The sequence below is a fragment of the Streptomyces sp. NBC_01723 genome (genome assembly GCF_036246005.1).
In the GTDB taxonomy this organism is placed as follows: Bacteria; Actinomycetota; Actinomycetes; order Streptomycetales; family Streptomycetaceae; genus Streptomyces.
The window spans coordinates 2,519,190-2,535,911 of record NZ_CP109171.1; the positions used below are offsets into that span (position 1 = coordinate 2,519,190).

General features: G+C 73.1%; 17 protein-coding genes. 11 read left to right on the plus strand and 6 right to left on the minus strand.

Annotated elements, in window-relative coordinates; all coding sequences use genetic code 11:
* Positions 1-8: 8 nt before the first annotated feature.
* On the plus strand, positions 9-1,652 hold the full coding sequence (locus OIE75_RS11790; protein ID WP_329470710.1) for a M4 family metallopeptidase: 1,644 nt from the start codon (positions 9-11) through the stop codon (positions 1,650-1,652).
* A 69-nt stretch (positions 1,653-1,721) separates the two neighbouring features.
* On the opposite strand, the gene OIE75_RS11795 is transcribed toward OIE75_RS11790, so the two are convergent.
* A complete protein-coding gene (locus OIE75_RS11795) occupies positions 1,722-2,309 on the minus strand; it encodes an NADPH-dependent FMN reductase (protein ID WP_329470713.1) in 588 nt (195 codons plus the stop codon).
* 293 nt (positions 2,310-2,602) lie between these two features.
* Here OIE75_RS11795 and OIE75_RS11800 point away from each other — a divergent pair, with 293 nt between their 5' ends.
* On the plus strand, positions 2,603-3,136 hold the full coding sequence (locus OIE75_RS11800) for a hypothetical protein (RefSeq protein WP_307011907.1): 534 nt from the start codon (positions 2,603-2,605) through the stop codon (positions 3,134-3,136).
* A 123-nt stretch (positions 3,137-3,259) separates the two neighbouring features.
* Positions 3,260-3,889 (plus strand): class F sortase, encoded by a 630-nt coding sequence (locus OIE75_RS11805; protein ID WP_307017884.1) that lies wholly within the window; start codon positions 3,260-3,262, stop codon positions 3,887-3,889.
* On the opposite strand, the gene OIE75_RS11810 is transcribed toward OIE75_RS11805, so the two are convergent.
* Positions 3,827-4,219 carry a winged helix-turn-helix transcriptional regulator gene (locus OIE75_RS11810; RefSeq protein ID WP_329470716.1) on the minus strand — a complete coding sequence of 131 codons (393 nt, stop codon included), beginning with the start codon at positions 4,217-4,219 and terminating at the stop codon, positions 3,827-3,829. The genes OIE75_RS11805 and OIE75_RS11810 overlap by 63 nt on opposite strands.
* 105 nt (positions 4,220-4,324) lie before the next feature.
* Between OIE75_RS11810 and OIE75_RS11815 the strand changes: the two genes are divergently transcribed.
* A complete protein-coding gene (locus OIE75_RS11815) occupies positions 4,325-5,224 on the plus strand; it encodes an NAD(P)-dependent oxidoreductase (RefSeq protein ID WP_329470719.1) in 900 nt (299 codons plus the stop codon).
* 4 nt (positions 5,225-5,228) lie between these two features.
* Here the strand turns inward: OIE75_RS11815 and OIE75_RS11820 are convergent, their stop codons facing one another.
* Both OIE75_RS11820 and OIE75_RS11825 read right to left on the minus strand, forming a co-directional pair.
* The gene (locus tag OIE75_RS11820) at positions 5,229-5,771 is read right to left on the minus strand and encodes a hypothetical protein (protein WP_307011912.1); all 543 of its coding nucleotides are present in this window, start codon (positions 5,769-5,771) and stop codon (positions 5,229-5,231) included.
* A 74-nt stretch (positions 5,772-5,845) separates the two neighbouring features.
* Positions 5,846-6,628 (minus strand): sulfite exporter TauE/SafE family protein, encoded by a 783-nt coding sequence (locus OIE75_RS11825; protein ID WP_122620235.1) that lies wholly within the window; start codon positions 6,626-6,628, stop codon positions 5,846-5,848.
* Between the two features lie 206 nt (positions 6,629-6,834).
* On the opposite strand from OIE75_RS11825, the gene OIE75_RS11830 reads away from it, so the two are divergent.
* The 6 genes from OIE75_RS11830 to OIE75_RS11855 all read left to right on the plus strand — a co-directional run bounded on the left by OIE75_RS11830 (position 6,835) and on the right by OIE75_RS11855 (position 13,839).
* Positions 6,835-8,094 (plus strand): NAD(P)/FAD-dependent oxidoreductase, encoded by a 1,260-nt coding sequence (locus tag OIE75_RS11830; protein ID WP_329470722.1) that lies wholly within the window; start codon positions 6,835-6,837, stop codon positions 8,092-8,094.
* Entirely contained in the window at positions 8,094-10,703 is a 2,610-nt protein-coding gene (gene nirB, locus OIE75_RS11835; RefSeq protein ID WP_329470724.1) for a nitrite reductase large subunit NirB, read from the plus strand. The genes OIE75_RS11830 and nirB overlap by 1 nt, the downstream gene beginning before the upstream one ends.
* A complete protein-coding gene (gene nirD / locus OIE75_RS11840; protein ID WP_122620232.1) occupies positions 10,700-11,050 on the plus strand; it encodes a nitrite reductase small subunit NirD in 351 nt (116 codons plus the stop codon). The genes nirB and nirD overlap by 4 nt, the downstream gene beginning before the upstream one ends.
* Positions 11,051-11,110: 60 nt before the next feature.
* Positions 11,111-11,695 carry a TetR/AcrR family transcriptional regulator gene (locus tag OIE75_RS11845; RefSeq protein ID WP_307011918.1) on the plus strand — a complete coding sequence of 195 codons (585 nt, stop codon included), beginning with the start codon at positions 11,111-11,113 and terminating at the stop codon, positions 11,693-11,695.
* Between the two features lie 93 nt (positions 11,696-11,788).
* Positions 11,789-12,556, plus strand: a complete 768-nt coding sequence (locus OIE75_RS11850; RefSeq protein ID WP_329470727.1) for an SDR family NAD(P)-dependent oxidoreductase — start codon at positions 11,789-11,791, stop codon at positions 12,554-12,556.
* A 128-nt stretch (positions 12,557-12,684) separates the two neighbouring features.
* Complete coding sequence (locus OIE75_RS11855; RefSeq protein ID WP_329470729.1) at positions 12,685-13,839, plus strand: alkaline phosphatase PhoX; 1,155 nt, start codon at positions 12,685-12,687, stop codon at positions 13,837-13,839.
* On the opposite strand, the gene OIE75_RS11860 is transcribed toward OIE75_RS11855, so the two are convergent.
* Positions 13,836-14,774 (minus strand): oxidoreductase, encoded by a 939-nt coding sequence (locus OIE75_RS11860; protein ID WP_329470731.1) that lies wholly within the window; start codon positions 14,772-14,774, stop codon positions 13,836-13,838. The two genes, OIE75_RS11855 and OIE75_RS11860, sit on opposite strands and share 4 nt — an antisense overlap.
* A 198-nt stretch (positions 14,775-14,972) precedes the next feature.
* Here OIE75_RS11860 and OIE75_RS11865 point away from each other — a divergent pair, with 198 nt between their 5' ends.
* A complete protein-coding gene (locus tag OIE75_RS11865; RefSeq protein WP_307011925.1) occupies positions 14,973-15,440 on the plus strand; it encodes an excalibur calcium-binding domain-containing protein in 468 nt (155 codons plus the stop codon).
* Positions 15,441-15,471: 31 nt separating this feature from the next.
* Here OIE75_RS11865 and OIE75_RS11870 read toward each other — a convergent pair whose 3' ends face one another.
* On the minus strand, positions 15,472-16,680 hold the full coding sequence (locus OIE75_RS11870; RefSeq protein WP_329470736.1) for an acyltransferase family protein: 1,209 nt from the start codon (positions 16,678-16,680) through the stop codon (positions 15,472-15,474).
* Positions 16,681-16,722 lie beyond the last annotated feature (42 nt).

The window sequence follows — 16,722 nt, forward strand, 5'->3', positions numbered from 1 at the left end:
GGAGTCCGATGAGCCGAATACGGCACGTCCGAGGTTCCCGCCCCGCCACGGCCGGCATCGCCGCCACCACCGCCGCGCTGCTCGGCACCGTCCTCGCCCCCACCTCCCACGCCGCCGACGGACCCACCTCCGCCGACGCCCTCGGCCACGCGGCCGCCGTCCTCGCCGACCGGGCCGACGCCCTCGGCCTGACCGCGGCGCAGGACACCGAGGTCCGCGACGTCATCGTCGACGACGACGGCACCCAGCACGTCCGCTACGACCGCACCTACCGCGAACTCCCCGTCCTGGGAGGCGACTTCGTCCTCCACCTCGCCCCCGACGGCGACTTCCGCGGCGCGGACCGCGCGACGGAGGACCGGGTCTCCCTGCCGACCGTCACCCCGAAGCTGTCGGCCCCCAAGGCCGCCGACCTGGCCGCGAACGCGCTGCGCGCCGCCAACCCGGGCGAGCTGCTGAAGAAGCTCACCGCCAAACCGCAGTTGGTGGTCGACGCCCTGCACGGGAGCCCGAAGCTGGCCTGGCGGACGAACGCGGCGGCGATGGACCCCGTCGGCAACCCGGTCGCGCGCACCGTGCTGACCGACGCCGGGACCGGCGCCCGCATCGACGCCTGGGACACCATCGAGACGGCCGCGGGCGACGGCGAGTCGCTGTACGGCGGCAAGGTGCCGCTGGAAACGACGTCCTCGGGGTCGTCGTACCAGCTCAAGGACCCGACGCGGGGCTCCACCTACACCGGTGACGCGGAGAACCAGACCGACCTGTGCTTCCTCGGCATCTGCCTGGTCCGGGCCCCCTCGACGCTGTTCACGGACGCGGACAACCACTGGGGCACGGGGAGCGCCGGCGACCGCGCCTCGGCCGCCGTGGACGCGCAGTACGGCACCGACGTCACGTGGGACTACTACAAGGACGTGCACGGGCGCAGCGGCATCGCGGGCGACGGCAAGGGGTCGTACAACCGGGTGCACTACGGCAACAAGTACAACAACGCCTTCTGGGACGACAGTTGCTTCTGCATGACGTACGGCGACGGCGACGGGAGCACCTTCGGGCCGCTGGTCTCGCTGGACGTCGCCGGGCACGAGATGACGCACGGGGTGACCTCGTCGACGGCCGCGCTGACGTACTCGGGCGAGTCCGGCGGTCTCAACGAGGCGACCTCGGACATCTTCGGCACCCTGGTGGAGTGGCACGCGGGCAACTCCGCCGACGCCGGGGACTACCTGATCGGCGAGAAGGTCGTCCGGGACGGGTTCGGCCGGGACGCGCTGCGCTACATGGACAAGCCCAGCAGGGACGGCAGTTCGGCCGACTGCTGGAACACCGCGGTGGGCGACCTGGACGTCCACTACTCCTCCGGGATCGCCAACCACTTCGCCTACCTGCTGGCCGAGGGCAGCGGCGCGCGGACCGTGGGCGGGGTGCGCTACTCCTCCCCCACCTGCGACGGCTCCTCGGTCTCCGGGATCGGCCGGGACAAGCTCGGGGACGTCTGGTACCGGGCGCTGACGGTGTACATGACCTCGTCCACGGACTACGCGGGCGCCCGCACCGCCACCCTGAGCGCGGCCGGTGACCTGTACGGCACCGACAGCGCCGAGTACGCCGCGGTCGGCGCGGCGTGGAGCGCGGTGAGCGTGGGCTGAGCCCGCCGCGCACGCGACGTGGGGCCGCCCCGGGTTCCGCAAGGGAACCCGGGGCGGCCCCGCGCGTTCTCAGATGTCGTCGTAGGGCCGCTTCTCCTTCGCCTCGCGCAGGGCGCGCCCCCACCACACCAGCTGGTCGAGCATCGTCTTCGCCGCCGCGTCAGGCCCCGACGGGTCCCTGGGCGCGCCCTCGTCGTCGAAGGACGCGCCCGCGTTGTGGAAGGAGACGGTGTCGCGGACGGTGACGGCGTGCAGTTCGGCGAAGACCTGGCGCAGGTGCTCCGCTGCGCGCAGGCCGCCGGCCAGGCCGCCGTACGAGACGAGGCCGACGGGCTTGGCCCGCCACTCGGTGAAGTGCCAGTCGATGACGTTCTTCAGGCCCGCCGGGAACGAGTGGTTGTACTCGGGCGTGAGCACGACGAACGCGTCGGCACCGGCGAGCTTGGGGGTGACCCCGGCCAGCGCGGCGGTCGCCTCCGGGGTCGCGGCCAGCGTCGTGGGGAGGTCGGCCTCGGCCACGTCGACCACCTCCGGGACCAGGTCGTCGTGGGCCCGGAGGTGGTCCAGGAGCCAGTCGGCGACGACGGGGCCGAAGCGGCCGTGGCGGTTGCTGCCGACAAGGAGGGTCACCCGCAGTGGGGCGGTCGTGGTGTCCATGCGAAACAGCCTGATACCTCGACCAAACTTGAGGTCAAGCCGTGGCGACGGCGGGCCCGTTCGGCGGTGCCGGTCACCCGTTCACACCCGCGTCCCGCAGCCTTCGGGATCTTTTCCCGCCCTCACCCGGCACGCCCCCGTGACCTGCTGAAACGGAGTCACATCGCCTCCCGTCCGACGCACCGGCGACACCCGTTCATCCCAATCCGCGCCGCGCGCTCGGGGAGCGGGCCGGGTCCGCTGCCACTTTCCTCGGAAGGGCAGGGGACACCGAAGAGCTCAGAGGAGCACCGATGCGACGTACCGCCCGCCTGCTGACCGGTACCGCGCTCGCCGTCGCGGCCGTCGGTCTCGCCTCCCCGGCGACCGTGTACGCCGGGGACGCCGCGCCGACCGGTGGTCTGGAGGTGTACCCCTCCTCGGTCGTGCCGGGCGAGCGGGCCATGGTGACCACGGCGTGGTGCGGGGAGGGCGGTTCGGCGGCCGGTGACGCCAGCGCGGTCGGCGCCGGCACGTTCCCGCTGGCGCCGGGGACGGGCGACGGGGAGACGGCCGGCCACTTCGAGGTGCCGCCGAGCGCGCAGCCGGGGACGTACGAGATCGTCGCGACCTGCGGGGACGACGAACAGGTGGTGACGGGCGACCTGGTGGTGACGCTGACCGCGGCCGAGGCGCCGGTGTATCCCAGAGGAAGCGTGAAGACGGGGGTCGGCGGCGCTCTTGGTCCCGACCCCGTGCAGACCGCGGCCGGTGTGGCGGCTCTCGCCGTCGCCGCCGCGGGCGGTACCTGGCTCCTGCATCGCCGGGCGAGAGGCGACGGGATCTGACGGGCACCCTCCGCTGCCCGTCCGCCGGTACCGCACTTCCCCACCCCCTCCGGGTCCGACGCCCCTCGCGGCCCGGAGGGGGCAGGGGAGACCACAGGGCCCGACTGGAGAGGGGATATGTACATGCGCAGGGTCGGCAACACCGCGATAGCCGCGGTCACCGCGGTCGCCCTCTGCTCCGGGGCGTGGCTGCTCGTCGGCGGCGCGGAGAACGAGGCCCCGCCGCAGCCGTCGGCCGCGCAGGCCGCCTCCGGCACCGGGCGGAGCGCCGAGGCGCCGCCCGCCGCACCGGCGCTGCCGCCCTCCCCGCCGGACCGCGTCCGGATCCCCGCGATCAAGGTGGACGCGCCCATGACGGGGCTCGGGCTGACGCCCTCGGGCAGCCTGGACGTGCCGCCCGCCGAGAAGAAGAACCTCGCCGGCTGGTACGAGGCCGGTACCACCCCCGGCGAGAGGGGCACCGCGATCGTCGCCGGGCACGTCGACAACGCCGAGGGCCCCGCCGTCTTCTACCGGCTCGGCGCGCTGGAGAAGGGCGCGAGGATCGAGGTCGACCGGCGGGACGGCGGCGTCGCGGTCTTCACGGTGGACGCGGTGGAGGTCTACGCCGCCGACGACTTCCCCGACGCCAAGGTGTACGGCGCGGCGCTCCGGCCCGAGCTGCGGGTCATCACCTGCGGCGGCGACTACTCACGCAGTACCGGCTACCAGGGGAACGTGGTCGTCTTCGCGCACCTCACCGGCAGCCGGTGAGCCGCCGCCCAGGACGTGCGCCTTCCCCCACAGGCCGAGCGGCGCCAGCGCCTCGTTGAGGGCGACGCCCCGCGCGGTGAGCGAGTACTCGACGCGCGGCGGCACCTCGGGGTACTCCTCGCGATGCACGATGCCGTCGGCCTCCAGCTCCCGCAGCTGTGCGGCGAGGACCTTCTCCGTGACACCCGGCAGCTCCCGGCGCAGGGCCCCGAAGCGGCGGACACGCTCGCCGAGCGCCCAGAGGATCAGCACCTTCCACTTCCCGCCGATCACGTCCATCGCCGCGTCGACGCCGCACACGTACGCCCCCGGCCGCCGTGCCGTACCCATCCCCGTCACCCCGTTCGTCCACCGCCCGCGTACTTCCCCCGGGGTAACCACCCACTCTCAAGTACGTACTTGAGCGGCCCCGTCCCCCGGAAGAGGCTTGTCCCCATGACCGACAACCCGACCACTCCCCCTATTCCCCTCACCGTCCTCGGCGCCGGCGCCATGGGCACGGCCCTCGTCCGCGCCTGGCTGGCCGCCGGGCACCCCGTGACCGTCTGGAACCGCACCCCCGCCCGCGCCGAGGCCCTGGCCGCAGAGGGCGCCACCGTCGCCCGCACCGCCGCCGAGGCGGTCTCGGCCAACCGCCTGGTGATCGCCTGCCTCCTGGACGACGCCTCGGTCGGCGCGGCCCTGACCGGCGTCGACCTGACCGGCCGCGACCTGGTCGACCTGACCACCGGCACACCCGCCGACGGCCGCACCCGCGCCGCGTGGGCGACGGCGCGCGGAGCACGCTTCCTGGACGGCGGCATCATGGCCGTTCCGCCGATGATCGGCGACGCGGACTCGGGCGGCTACGTCTTCTACAGCGGATCCTCCACCCTCTTCGCCGAGCACCGCGACACCCTCGCCGTCCCCGCCGGCACCCGCTACGTCGGCGAGGACCCGGGCTTCGCGGCCCTGCACGACGTGGCGCTGCTGAGCGCGATGACGGGCATGTTCGCGGGCGTCTCCCACGCCTTCGCCCTGATCCGACGCGAGGACATCGCGCCCGGCGACTTCGCACCGCTGCTGGCGTCCTGGCTCACCGCGATGGCCCCGGCCGTCCACCTGACCGCCGAGCAACTGGAGCGCGGCGACTACTCCCACGGCGTCGTCTCCAACCTCGCGATGCAGGTGGCGGGCAACGCGACACTGCTGCGCACGGCGCAGGAGCAGGGGGTGAGCCCGGAGCTGCTGACGCCGTACATGGGGTTGATGGAGCGGTGGCTGGCGGAGGGGCACGGGGAGGAGGACGGGACGGGGGTGGTGGAGCTGCTGGAGGTGGGGCGGGACCCACGATGACCGCTCAGGCCTCCTCGTCCAGGGACCGGGCGAAGTCGGCGAGCGTGCGAAAGTCGCTCTCCCGTAGGCCGACTCGAGGGCTGACGTGGTGCAGAAGCCCGTGCCCTCGATGGTGGGCGGTCACGTACGCCTGATCCAGCTCGCTCTGTTCGTCGTCCACCCAGGCGAAAGCGCGGCCGTTGGCGTAGTTCACCAGGGGGCCGGTCTTCCAGTGGACTCCATCGGGGCGTTCTTGGAGCAGGACGTCGCCGAAGTCGACGAAGGGAAGTTCCGGAAGGCCGAGCACCGGTGCGATCCACCGGTTGGCGTCGTCCATCCATGTGGTGGCCCAGCACAGTTCGAAACCGAGCCGGAGCAGGAAGCGTCCGTGCTCCGGGTTGAGCCAGACCCGCAGGGGGCGCCGCCGGGACGTGAGGTACCTGTCCTCGACGTAGGCGCCGCCCCTGGGCACTCTGAGGGTGGTGTAGCCGTCGGGACGCCTCTCCGGCTTGGCCGCACAAGGATTGAGCGGCCCGTCCACGTCGAGGAACAGCAGTGGTCGGTTCACTCGTCAACCACCCCGGCCCCCAGCCCGATCCGGCCCCGCAAGCGCCTCGCCAAGGAGCGCTCCCCGGGGCATCCTCAGGCCACCCACTGCTCATACGCCAAGTTCGCCACCAACGCGAACACCACCGTCAGCAGCACCACCCGCACAAAGCCGCTCCCCTTCTTCAGCGCCGTGTGCGCGCCGAACATGCCGCCCGCCAGGTTGAAGACCGCCATGAGCGCGGCCAGTTGCCACAGGACCGCGCCCTGCCAGGCGAAGGTCGCGAGGGCGCCCGCGTTGGTGCAGCAGTTGACGATCTTGGCGGTGGCCGAGGCGGTGACCAGGTCCAGGTGGAGCAGGGCGGTGAGGGCCAGGACCAGGAACGTGCCGGTGCCGGGGCCGACCAGGCCGTCGTAGAAGCCGATGCCGACGCCCGCGAGGCCGATCGCGGCGAGGATCTGGCGGCGGGTGGCCGGGCCGGTCGCGGGCGCGGTGCCGAAGGCCGGGCGGAAGATCACGAAGGCGGCGACGGCGAGCAGCACCACCATGATGACCGGCTTCAGCACCTCCGTGCTCATCCCGGCCGCGAAGAAGGCCCCGCCGGACGAGCCCGCCAGCGCCGCCAGCCCGATGCGGACGGCCGTGCGGACGTCCACCGGGGCCTTGCGGGCGTACGTCACCGCCGCGCCCGTGGTGCCGACGATGGCGACCGCCTTGTTGGTGCCCAGCGCGTGCGCGGCGGGGGTGCCGGAGGGCAGGCCGAGCAGCATGGCCGGCAGGAGCAGGAGGCCGCCGCCGCCGACCACCGCGTCGATCCAGCCGGCCGCGAGAGCGGCGAGGCAGAGCAGGACGAGCGTGGTCAGCGATATGTCGGGCATGATCGCGACCCTATGGACGGGATCGATGTGCCGTCCATCAAGATGAGCGTCTTCTGAGGTTACCGATCGGTCCCGGACGGCCCCGGGCCATCCGGATCGGTCGTCCGCGCCCTCACACCCACCCCCCGCACCTGCTGAGGGCAGCGTTCCCCCCGGGAAACAGACGCGATGCGACCGGGTAACACCGGCGCCGCACGCTCAATGCCATGACCTCGAATGAGCGTGTGGTGGTGATCGGCGCCGGACTCGCGGGCGTGACGCTCGCCCGGCTCCTCGGTGAGCTGGGCACGCCCGCGCTGCTGGTCGGCGACGAGGAGCACCGCCCGTACAACCGGGTGCTGCTCGCCGACGTGCTGGCCGGACGGTACGGCCCCGACGTGATCAGCCTGCCGGCGCCCGCCGGGCTGCTGCGCGGCCGGGTCACCGGCATCGACCGGGAGGGGCGGACCGTGCGGTGCGCCGACGGGTCGGTGATCGCGTACGACACGCTGGTCCTGGCCACCGGCTCCAACGCCGTGCTGCCGCCGCTGCGCGGTCTGTTCACCCCGGACCGCGCGCTGCCCGAGGGCGTGCACGCGTTCCGGACGCTGGACGACTGCCTGGGGCTGTCGAAGGCGGTTCGGGCGGGGGTGCGGGCGGTCGTCGTCGGGGGCGGGCTGCTCGGGGTCTCCGCCGCCCGGGCGCTGGCCGTGCGCGGCGCCCAGGTCGTCCTCGCCCAGCAGGCGGAACGGCTCATGGAACGCCAGCTGGACCCCGGCGCCTCCGCTCTCGTGCGGCGCCATCTGGAGGACCTCGGCGTCGAGGTGCACACCGAGTGCCGGGTGCGCGACGTGCGCAGCGTCGGCGGGGCGGTGCGGTCGGTGGAGATGGCCGACGGGTACGCCCTCGGCGCCGATCTCGTGGTGCTCGCCTGCGGGGTCCGGCCCCGGGTCGGCCTCGCGCAGGAGGCGGGCCTCGACGTCGGCAAGGGCGTCCTCGTCGACGACGAGCTGCGCACCTCGGACCCGCACATCCGCGCCGTCGGCGACTGCGCCCAGCACGACGGGCGCGTGTACGGGCTGGCCGCGCCCGCCCTCGAACAGGCCGGCGCGCTGGCCGAACTGCTCGCCGGGAACGGCACCGCCCGCTACACCGGCACCCGCTCCCTGACCCGCCTCACCCTCACCGGGCCCCAGAGCCCCTTCGGCGGGCCGGACAGTCCGCTCGGCGGGCCGGACGGCTCCTTCGACCTCGCCGCGTTCGGCGAGACCGACCCCCTCCCCGGCGACGACGTCGTGCAGCTCGCCGACGCCACCCGGGGCACATACCGCAAGGTCGTCGTCCGCGACGACCGGCTGGTCGGCGGGGTCCTGGTCGGCGAACTCGGCACCGTCGGCGCGCTCGCGCGCGCCTGGGAGGGAGCAGAGCCGCTCCCCTCCGACGGCGGCCCCCTGCTCCACCTGCTCACCCATGACGGAGGCTCCTGATGACCGCCACCCCGGCGCACACCCCGACGATCGTGCTCGTCGGCCACGGCATGGTCGGCCAGCGCTTCCTCGAAGCGCTCGCCGAGCGCGGCCTGACCGCCACGCACCGCGTGGTCGTGCTGTGCGAGGAGCCGCGCCCCGCCTACGACCGCGTCCAGCTCACGTCGTACTTCTCGGGCAAGACCCCCGAGGACCTGTCGATGACCGACCTCGCCTTCATCGAGGAGCACGGCATCGAGCTGCACGTCGGTGACCCGGCGGAGACCGTCGACCGGGACGCCCGCACGGTGACCGCCCGCTCCGGGCTCGTCGTCGGCTACGACGTCCTCGTCCTGGCCACCGGCTCCTACCCGTTCGTCCCGCCGGTCCCCGGCAAGGACGCCGAGGGCTGCTTCGTCTACCGGACGATCGAGGACCTGCTCGCCATCGAGGAGTACGCGAGGACCGCCACGACCGGCGCGGTGGTCGGCGGCGGGCTGCTCGGCCTGGAGGCAGCGGGCGCGCTGAAGGGGCTCGGACTCACCTCGCACATCGTGGAGTTCGCGCCCCGCCTGATGCCGGTCCAGGTCGACGAGGGCGGCGGCGCGGCGCTGCTGCGCACCATCGAGGGCATGGGCCTGTCCGTCCACACCGGCGTCGGCACGCAGGAGATCCTGACGGGCGCGGACGGCGCCGTCACCGGCATGAAGCTGTCCGACGGCTCCGAACTCGCCACCGACCTGGTGGTGTTCAGCGCCGGCGTCCGCCCCCGCGACCAACTGGCCCGGGACTGCGGTCTCGCGGTCGGCGAGCGCGGCGGCATCAGCGTCGACGAGCGGTGCCGTACGGTCACCGACGAGCACGTGTTCGCGATCGGCGAGTGCGCGCTGGCGTCCGACGGGCGGGTGTACGGGCTGGTGGCGCCCGGTTACGAGCAGGCCGAGACCGTCGCCGCGACCATCGCGGCCCAGGAGGCGTCCTTCACCGGCGCCGACCTGTCCACCAAGCTGAAGCTGCTCGGCGTGGACGTGGCCTCCTTCGGCGACGCGCACGGCACCGCCGAGGACTGCCTGGACGTCGTCTACTCCGACTCCCGCGCGGGGCTGTACAAGAAGCTGGTCGTCGGCCGCGACGGCACGCTGCTCGGCGGCATCCTGGTCGGCGACGCGGAGGCCTACGGGACGCTGCGCGCCTTCACCGGCTCGGTCCCGCCGGTCTCCCCCGAGTCGCTCGTCCTGCCCGCCGGTGCCGGGGCCCCGGTCCAGCTGGGCCCGTCCGCGCTCCCGGACGACGCGGTGATCTGCTCCTGCCACAACGTCACCAAAGGCAGCATCCGCGGCGCGGTCACCGACCACCAGTGCACGACCGTGCCCGAGGTGAAGAAGTGCACCAAGGCCGGTACGGGCTGCGGCTCCTGCGTCAAGGTGCTCGGCCAATTGGTCACCGCCGAGCTGGAGGCGAGCGGCGTCGAGGTCGACAAGGGCCTGTGCGGCTGCTTCGCGCAGACCCGCGAGGAGCTGTACGAGATCGTCCGCGCCCTGCGGGTCACCTCCTACCGGGAACTGCTCGACCGGCACGGCCGTGAGGGCGCGCGGGGCGGCGACGGCTGCGAGGTCTGCAAGCCGGCGGTCGGCTCGATCATCGCCTCCCTGGCCCCCGCGATCGGCGCGAGCGGCTACGTCCTGGAGGGCGAGCAGGCCGCGCTCCAGGACACCAACGACCACTTCCTGGCCAACCTCCAGAAGAACGGCTCGTACTCCGTCGTCCCGCGCATCCCCGGCGGCGAGATCGCCCCGGAGAAGCTGATCGTCATCGGCGAGATCGCCCGGGACTTCGGGCTCTACACGAAGATCACCGGCGGCCAGCGCATCGACATGTTCGGTGCCCGCGTCGAGCAGCTGCCGGTGATCTGGGCGCGGCTGGTGGACGCCGGGTTCGAGTCCGGGCACGCGTACGGGAAGTCGCTGCGCACCGTGAAGTCCTGCGTGGGGCAGACCTGGTGCCGGTACGGCGTCCAGGACTCGGTGCGGATGGCGATCGACCTGGAGCTGCGCTACCGGGGACTCAGGTCGCCGCACAAGCTGAAGTCGGCGGTCTCCGGGTGCGCCCGCGAGTGCGCCGAGGCCCAGTCCAAGGACTTCGGCGTGATCGCCACCTCCAACGGCTGGAACCTCTACGTCGGCGGCAACGGCGGCGCCACCCCGCGCCACGCGGACCTGCTGGCGCAGGACCTCTCGGACGCCGAACTGGTCCGGCTCATCGACCGGTTCCTGATGTTCTACATCCGCACCGCCGACAAGCTGGAGCGCACCTCCACCTGGCTGGAGCGCATCCCCGGCGGCCTGGACCACGTACGGGACGTCGTCGTGCACGACTCGCTCGGCATCTGCGACGAGCTGGAGTCCCTGATGCGCGCCCACGTCTCGCACTACCGCGACGAGTGGGCCGAGACCATCAACGACCCCGAGAAGCTGGCCCGGTTCGTGTCCTTCGTGAACGCGCCCGACACCCCCGACCCGGTCGTGGGCTTCGTGCCCGAGCGCGACCAGATGAAGCCCGACCTGCCGCTGCTGAACATCGGCATGCGGCGCACCGAGGAAGACCTCCTGGAAGGAAGCACCCGGCGATGACCCTGGCACCCGAGACGACCGACCTCAAGGTCCTGCTGCGGCTGACCGACGACTGGTTCACGGCGTGCGACCTCGGCGCCCTGCTCCCCGGCCGGGGCGTGGCGGCCCTGCTCCCGGACGGCGGCCAGGTGGCCCTCTTCCGGGACCGGGAGGGCGGGCTGTACGCCATCGACAACCGGGACCCGTTCACCGGCGCCGCGGTCCTCTCCCGCGGCCTGACCGGCACCCACCAGGGCCGCCCGTTCGTCGCCTCCCCGCTGCTCAAGCAGCGCTTCGACCTCAGCACCGGGGAGTGCCTGGACGACGAGGCGGTACGGGTGGCGGTGTACGAGGTGAAGGCGGCCTGAGTCGGCCTGCGTCCGCAACGTTCTTGACCGTTCGTTCCAGATGGATCTAGGCTGCGACACGTGGCCAGGACCAAGGAGTTCGATCCGGACGCCGCGCTGCGGGCAGCCCTGGAGCTGTTCTGGGAGCGCGGCTACGAGGGGACGTCGATGTCCGACCTCGTGGAGCGTCTCGGCGTCGGACGCGCCAGCATCTACGCGACCTTCGGCAACAAGCGCGAGCTGTACCTGAAGGCGCTGGCGCGGTACGAGGAGGGGCTGCTGCCGGATCTGCTGGCGGACCTGTCCCGGCCGGGCGCCGCCCTGCCGGGCGTCCGGTCCCTGGTGCGGCGCTACGCCGCCGAGGCGACCGCCGGCGAACTGCGCCTGCGCGGCTGTTTCGTCACCAACACCGCCGCCGAGCTGGCCCCGCACGACCCGGTCGCCGCGCGGCGGGTCGAGCGCAACTGGGACCAGCTGGAGACCGTGCTGCACTCGACGCTGACCCGGGCCGCGGCCCAGGGCGAACTGCCCGCCGGCCGCGACCCGCTCACCCTCGCCCGCATGCTGCTGGTGCTGCTGCAGGGCATGCGGGTGGTGGGGAAGGCGTCGGCGGACCCGGCCAGGCTGCGGGACGCGGCGGAACAGGCACTCGCGCTGCTCGACTGAGAACCCGCGACAGCACCTTCCCCGCGACGGGGACCTTCCGCGCGCTCTCACACCTCCATACTGAACCGAACGGTCAAGAAAAAGAGGAGATTCATGACCACCCAGCGCTTCACCGACAGGACCGCCCTCGTCACCGGCGCGGGCTCCGGCATCGGCCGGGCCGTCGCCCTCGCCCTCGCCGCCGAGGGCGCGAACGTCGTCGTCGCCGGACGCGGGCGGGAACCGCTCGACGAGACGGTGGCCCTGATCGAGGCGGCGGGCGGCAAGGCGCTGGCCGTCACCGCCGACGTCTCCCGCCCCGACGACGTACGCGCCGTCGTGGACGCCGCCGTCGACCACTTCGGCTCCCTGGACGTGGCAGTCAACAACGCCGGCGTCTTCCGCGGCGGAGTCCCCCTGGCCGACCTGCCCGAGGCGGACTGGCACGCGCAGCTCGACATCAACGTCACCGGCGTCTTCCTCGCCCTCGCGGCCGAGGTGCGGCAGATGCGCGCCCAGCCGCGCGGCGGGGCCATCGTGAACATCGCCTCCACCTTCGGCGCGCACAAGCGCAGCCCGGGCGCCGCGGCCTACGCCGCCACGAAGGCGGCCGTCTCGGCACTGACCCGGGGCGCCGCCATCGACCACATCGCCGACGGCGTCCGCATCAACGCCGTCAGCCCCGGCGCCACGGCGACCTCGATGTCCCTGCGCCCCGGGGAGACGGAGGAGGGCCGGGCCGAGCGCATGCGGGGCGAGACACCGCTCGGCCGGGTCTCGTCGGTGGCGGAGGTCGCGGCGGCGGTGCTGTACCTGGCGTCGGACGACGCGGCGTCGGTGGTGGGCACGGACCTGGTGGTGGACGGCGGCCAGACGGCCTGAGCCGCCCGCGTGCCGCCCGCACGTCATAAGTTGTCCATGGCCCGTCAATCAGGCCGCCCTAGGGTCCGTGACCGCACGCTCCCGTCGCCGTCCGGCGGCGGGAGAGGCCATGACACCCGGAGGCAGCAGTGGATCGTCGTACCCTCCTGCGCACGGCCGTCGTCGGCGGCTCGGCCGTTCTCGGCGGAACCCTGTGGCGCGGTGCCGCGTACGCCGCCCCCGCCCAGCCCGGCAGCGGACCGTACGGGGCGCTCGGCTCACCCGACGCCAACGGCCTCCGCCTGCCCGCCGGCTTCACGAGCAGGGTGATCGCCCGTTCCGGCCAGAAGGTGCCGGGCACCTCGTACACCTGGCACGGCGCACCGGACGGCGGCGCCTGCTACCCGGACGGCTCCGGCTGGATCTACGTCTCCAACTCGGAGGTCAACCCCTCCGGCGGGGCGAGCGCGGTGCGGTTCTCCGCCACGGGCGCCGTCACCTCGGCGTACCGCGTGCTCTCCGGCACCCGCCAGAACTGCGCGGGCGGCCGGACGCCGTGGAACACCTGGCTGTCCTGCGAGGAGGTGGACCGCGGCTACGTGTACGAGACCGACCCGTGGGGCGTGAAGGCCGCGGTGCGGCGGGACGCCATGGGCCGCTTCAAGCACGAGGCGGCGGCGGCCGACCCGGTCCGCGAGGTGGTGTACCTGACGGAGGACGTCACCGACGGCTGCTTCTACCGCTTCCGCCCGACCACCTGGGGCGACCTGTCCTCCGGCACGCTGGAGGTGCTGGTGGCGGGCTCGGCCACCAGCGGACCGGTGACCTGGGCGCGGGTCCCCGACCCCTCCGGTGCCACCGCGACCCGCAACCAGGTCTCCGGCGCCAAGCGCTTCAACGGCGGCGAGGGCTGCTACTACGCGGACGACACCTGCTGGTTCACCACCAAGGGCGACAACCGCGTCTGGCAGTACGACGCGGCCGGGCAGACCGTCGAACTGGCCTACGACGACTCCCTGGTGACGTCCGGCGGGGCCCCGCTGACCGGCGTCGACAATGTCACCGGCAGCTCCTCCGGCGACCTGTTCGTCGCGGAGGACGGCGGCAACATGGAGATCTGCGTGATCACTCCGAACGACGTCGTCGCCCCCTTCCTGCGTATCGACGGGCAGTCCGGCTCGGAGATCACCGGGCCGGCGTTCTCACCCGACGGCACCCGGCTGTACTTCTCCAGCCAGCGGGGCACGAGCGGGAGTTCGTCCGGCGGGATCACCTACGAGGTGCGCGGGCCGTTCCGGAGCTAGTCCAGGCCCCGCAGGGCCTCGTACGTGACCCCCGTCAGCCGTTCGGAGGCGGCCCACAGCCGCTCCCCCATCGCGTCGTCGAGGGTCCAGGGCGCCCGCCGGGACGGCGCGGGCGCCCCGCGCCACATCGCGAAGGACGGGCCGGTGAAGGAGTCGGACGGGACGCCGGGGGCGGTCGCCGCGTACAGGACGGGCAGCGCGCCCGCCTCCGCGGGCTGGGCGACGACCCGGGCGGCCAGCCCCATCAGCCGGGTCGCCAGCCGGCGCCCCTCGGCGCGCGGTCCCGCGGTCATGAGGTTGGTGCGCGCGTATCCCGGGTGGGCGGCGACCGCGCGCACGTCCCAGGCGTCGTCGCGGGCCGCGAGGCGGCGGGCCAGTTCGTGGGTGAAGAGCAGGTTGGCCGATTTCGAGCGGCCGTAGGCGGTCCAACGCCCGTACCGACGCACGCTGTTCAGGTCGCGCGGATCGACTTTGCCCAGCGCGTGCAGGAAGCTGGAGACGGTCACGACCCGCGCGCCCGGGGTGGCGAGCAGGGTGGGCAGCAGCAGCCCGGTGAGGGCGAAGTGGCCCAGGTGGTTGACGCCGAACTGGGTCTCGAAGCCGTCCGTCGTCGTCCCGTGCGGCAGCGCCATCACCCCGGCGTTGTTGACGAGCAGGTCGAGCCGCTCGTACGGCAGCCCGTACGCGAACTCGCGGATGCCCGCCAGGTCCCCGAGGTCCAGCCGCCCCGGCTCCACCGCGACCTCCGGCACCTCCGCGAGCAGGCGCTCCACGGCCGCGCTCCCCCGCTCCTCGCTGCGGCAGGCGAGCACCACGCGCGCCCCCTTGCGCGCCAGTTCCCGGGCGACCACGTAGCCGAGGCCGCTGTTGGCTCCGGTGACGACGGCGACCCGCCCGTCCAGGCCGGGGATGTCGCCCGTGTTCCAGCCGGTCATCAGCGGCTCCTTCCCTGCTCCGGACCCGTCTCACCGTACGCGCCCCACGGCCCCGAACGGAGAGCTACCGTCCGGTCACGTCACGTTCGCGTCACGAGTCCTTCATATCGCCACCACATCTCCGGTACCTCAATAGCTTCGTCACCTCATATCCGCTCATCCACACCATTCCTCATCCACACCACCCTGGGACTCCCGATGAACCTGCTCCGCAAGCCCGCCGCCGTGGCCGTCGCCGCGCTGGCCCTGGCCGCCCTGCCGGCCGCCGCCCAGGCGCACGACGGCACCCACCCGTTCAAGAACTGCACCGAGGCGTACGACAACGGGTACTCCAACATCAAGGAGGGCGACCCGCACTACGGCGCGCACCTCGACCGCGACCAGGACGGCGTCGGCTGCGACAAGCCGCCCGCCGGCTTCGAGCCCGCCGACGACTCGGGTGACTCCGGCGACTCCGGAGAGAAGGCGACCGACGACAACGCGGGCACCGGCAGCGGCAAGGGCTCCGGCGGCGACCAGGCCGCCGGGCAGCAGGGCACCGACCTGGCCGAGACCGGCGGCGACGACAGCACGCCCTACATCGCGGCGGGCGGCGCGATCGTCGTGCTGGCCGGCGGCGGACTGCTGCTGGCCGTCGGCAAGCGGCGCGGCAACGGCGCCGCCTGACCCGCGTACCGGAGCCGGAGCCCCCGCCCGTTCAGCGGCGGGGCTCCGGCGTCTTCAGACTGAAGGCGGCGCTGCTCAGCCAGCGCCGCGCGGCCCGGGCGACCGGGCGCTCCACGAACCGCTGCACGACGTACGACAGCGCGACCAGGGCGACGACGGTGATCCCGACCACGGCCCACGGGTGGGCCCGGTCGCCGAAGCGGTGCAGGATGTTCACGCCGATGGCGTCGTGCAGCAGGTAGAGCGGGAAGGTCAGCGTGCCCGCGACGGTCAGCCCGCGCCAGCGGATCCACCGGGTCCAGCCGAGCGCGACCGCGGCGATCAGCAGGAAGAAGACCGTGATGACCAGGACCAGCCAGCCGCGCCACGGCGACCAGGAGTCCCAGTTCAGGCGGCCCCCGTCGGGTGTCAGCAGGTAGTGCAGCGCCACCAGCCACGACATGGCGACGATGCCCCAGAGCAGCGGCGTCGGCCGGTAGCGGTACATGAGGTAGAAGGCCATGCCCGCGATGAAGTACGGCGCGGAGGGCGGGTTGACCAGCAGCGTCAGCAAGCGGATGTCGGCACTGGGTGCCAGCACGGCGGCGACCGTCCAGAGCCCGCAGTAGATCACCACGCGCTGGTAGGTCAGGCCCTTCCACACCACGACCGCGAACGTGAGGTAGAAGCACATCTCCGGCCAGAGCGTCCAGTAGACCGAGTCGAGGTGCTCCACCCCGAGCGGGGTCTGGAGCATCGTCAGGTTGGCGAAGAGCACGCGCGGTGACGGGTGCCCGAACGGGTTGTCGGCGAAGAAGATCACGCACGCGGTGATCGCGACGGCCGCCCAGTACATCGGGTACAGCCGGGTGACGCGGGAGATGAAGAAGTCACGCGGAGTGCGGCCCCACGCGCTCATGCAGATGACGAAACCGCTGATCAGGAAGAACAGCTCGACACCGAGCCGGCCGAAGGCGAAGTAGCCGTGCGCCACCGGGAACACGTCCTCGACGGGGCGGTCCCAGATGGTCTGCATCGTGGACGGCGCCTGGCCGACGAAGTGGAAGAAGACCACGGCCAGGGCGGCCAGGAACCGCAGTCCGTCCAGCGCGGCGAGCCGGTCCCTGCGGACGGGGGGACCGGCCTCGGGCACTCTCGCCTCGGCGGCGGTCCGGGGTCCCGGTACGCCGGAGGCGGTCTCGCCCCCACCGCCGTACGTGGCGGTCGTGCCGGCCGGTTCCCTGTGATCCGTCGAGGTCATCCAACCACCGTTCCGGTGTGGGCCGCTGTCCGCTGCCGGGGA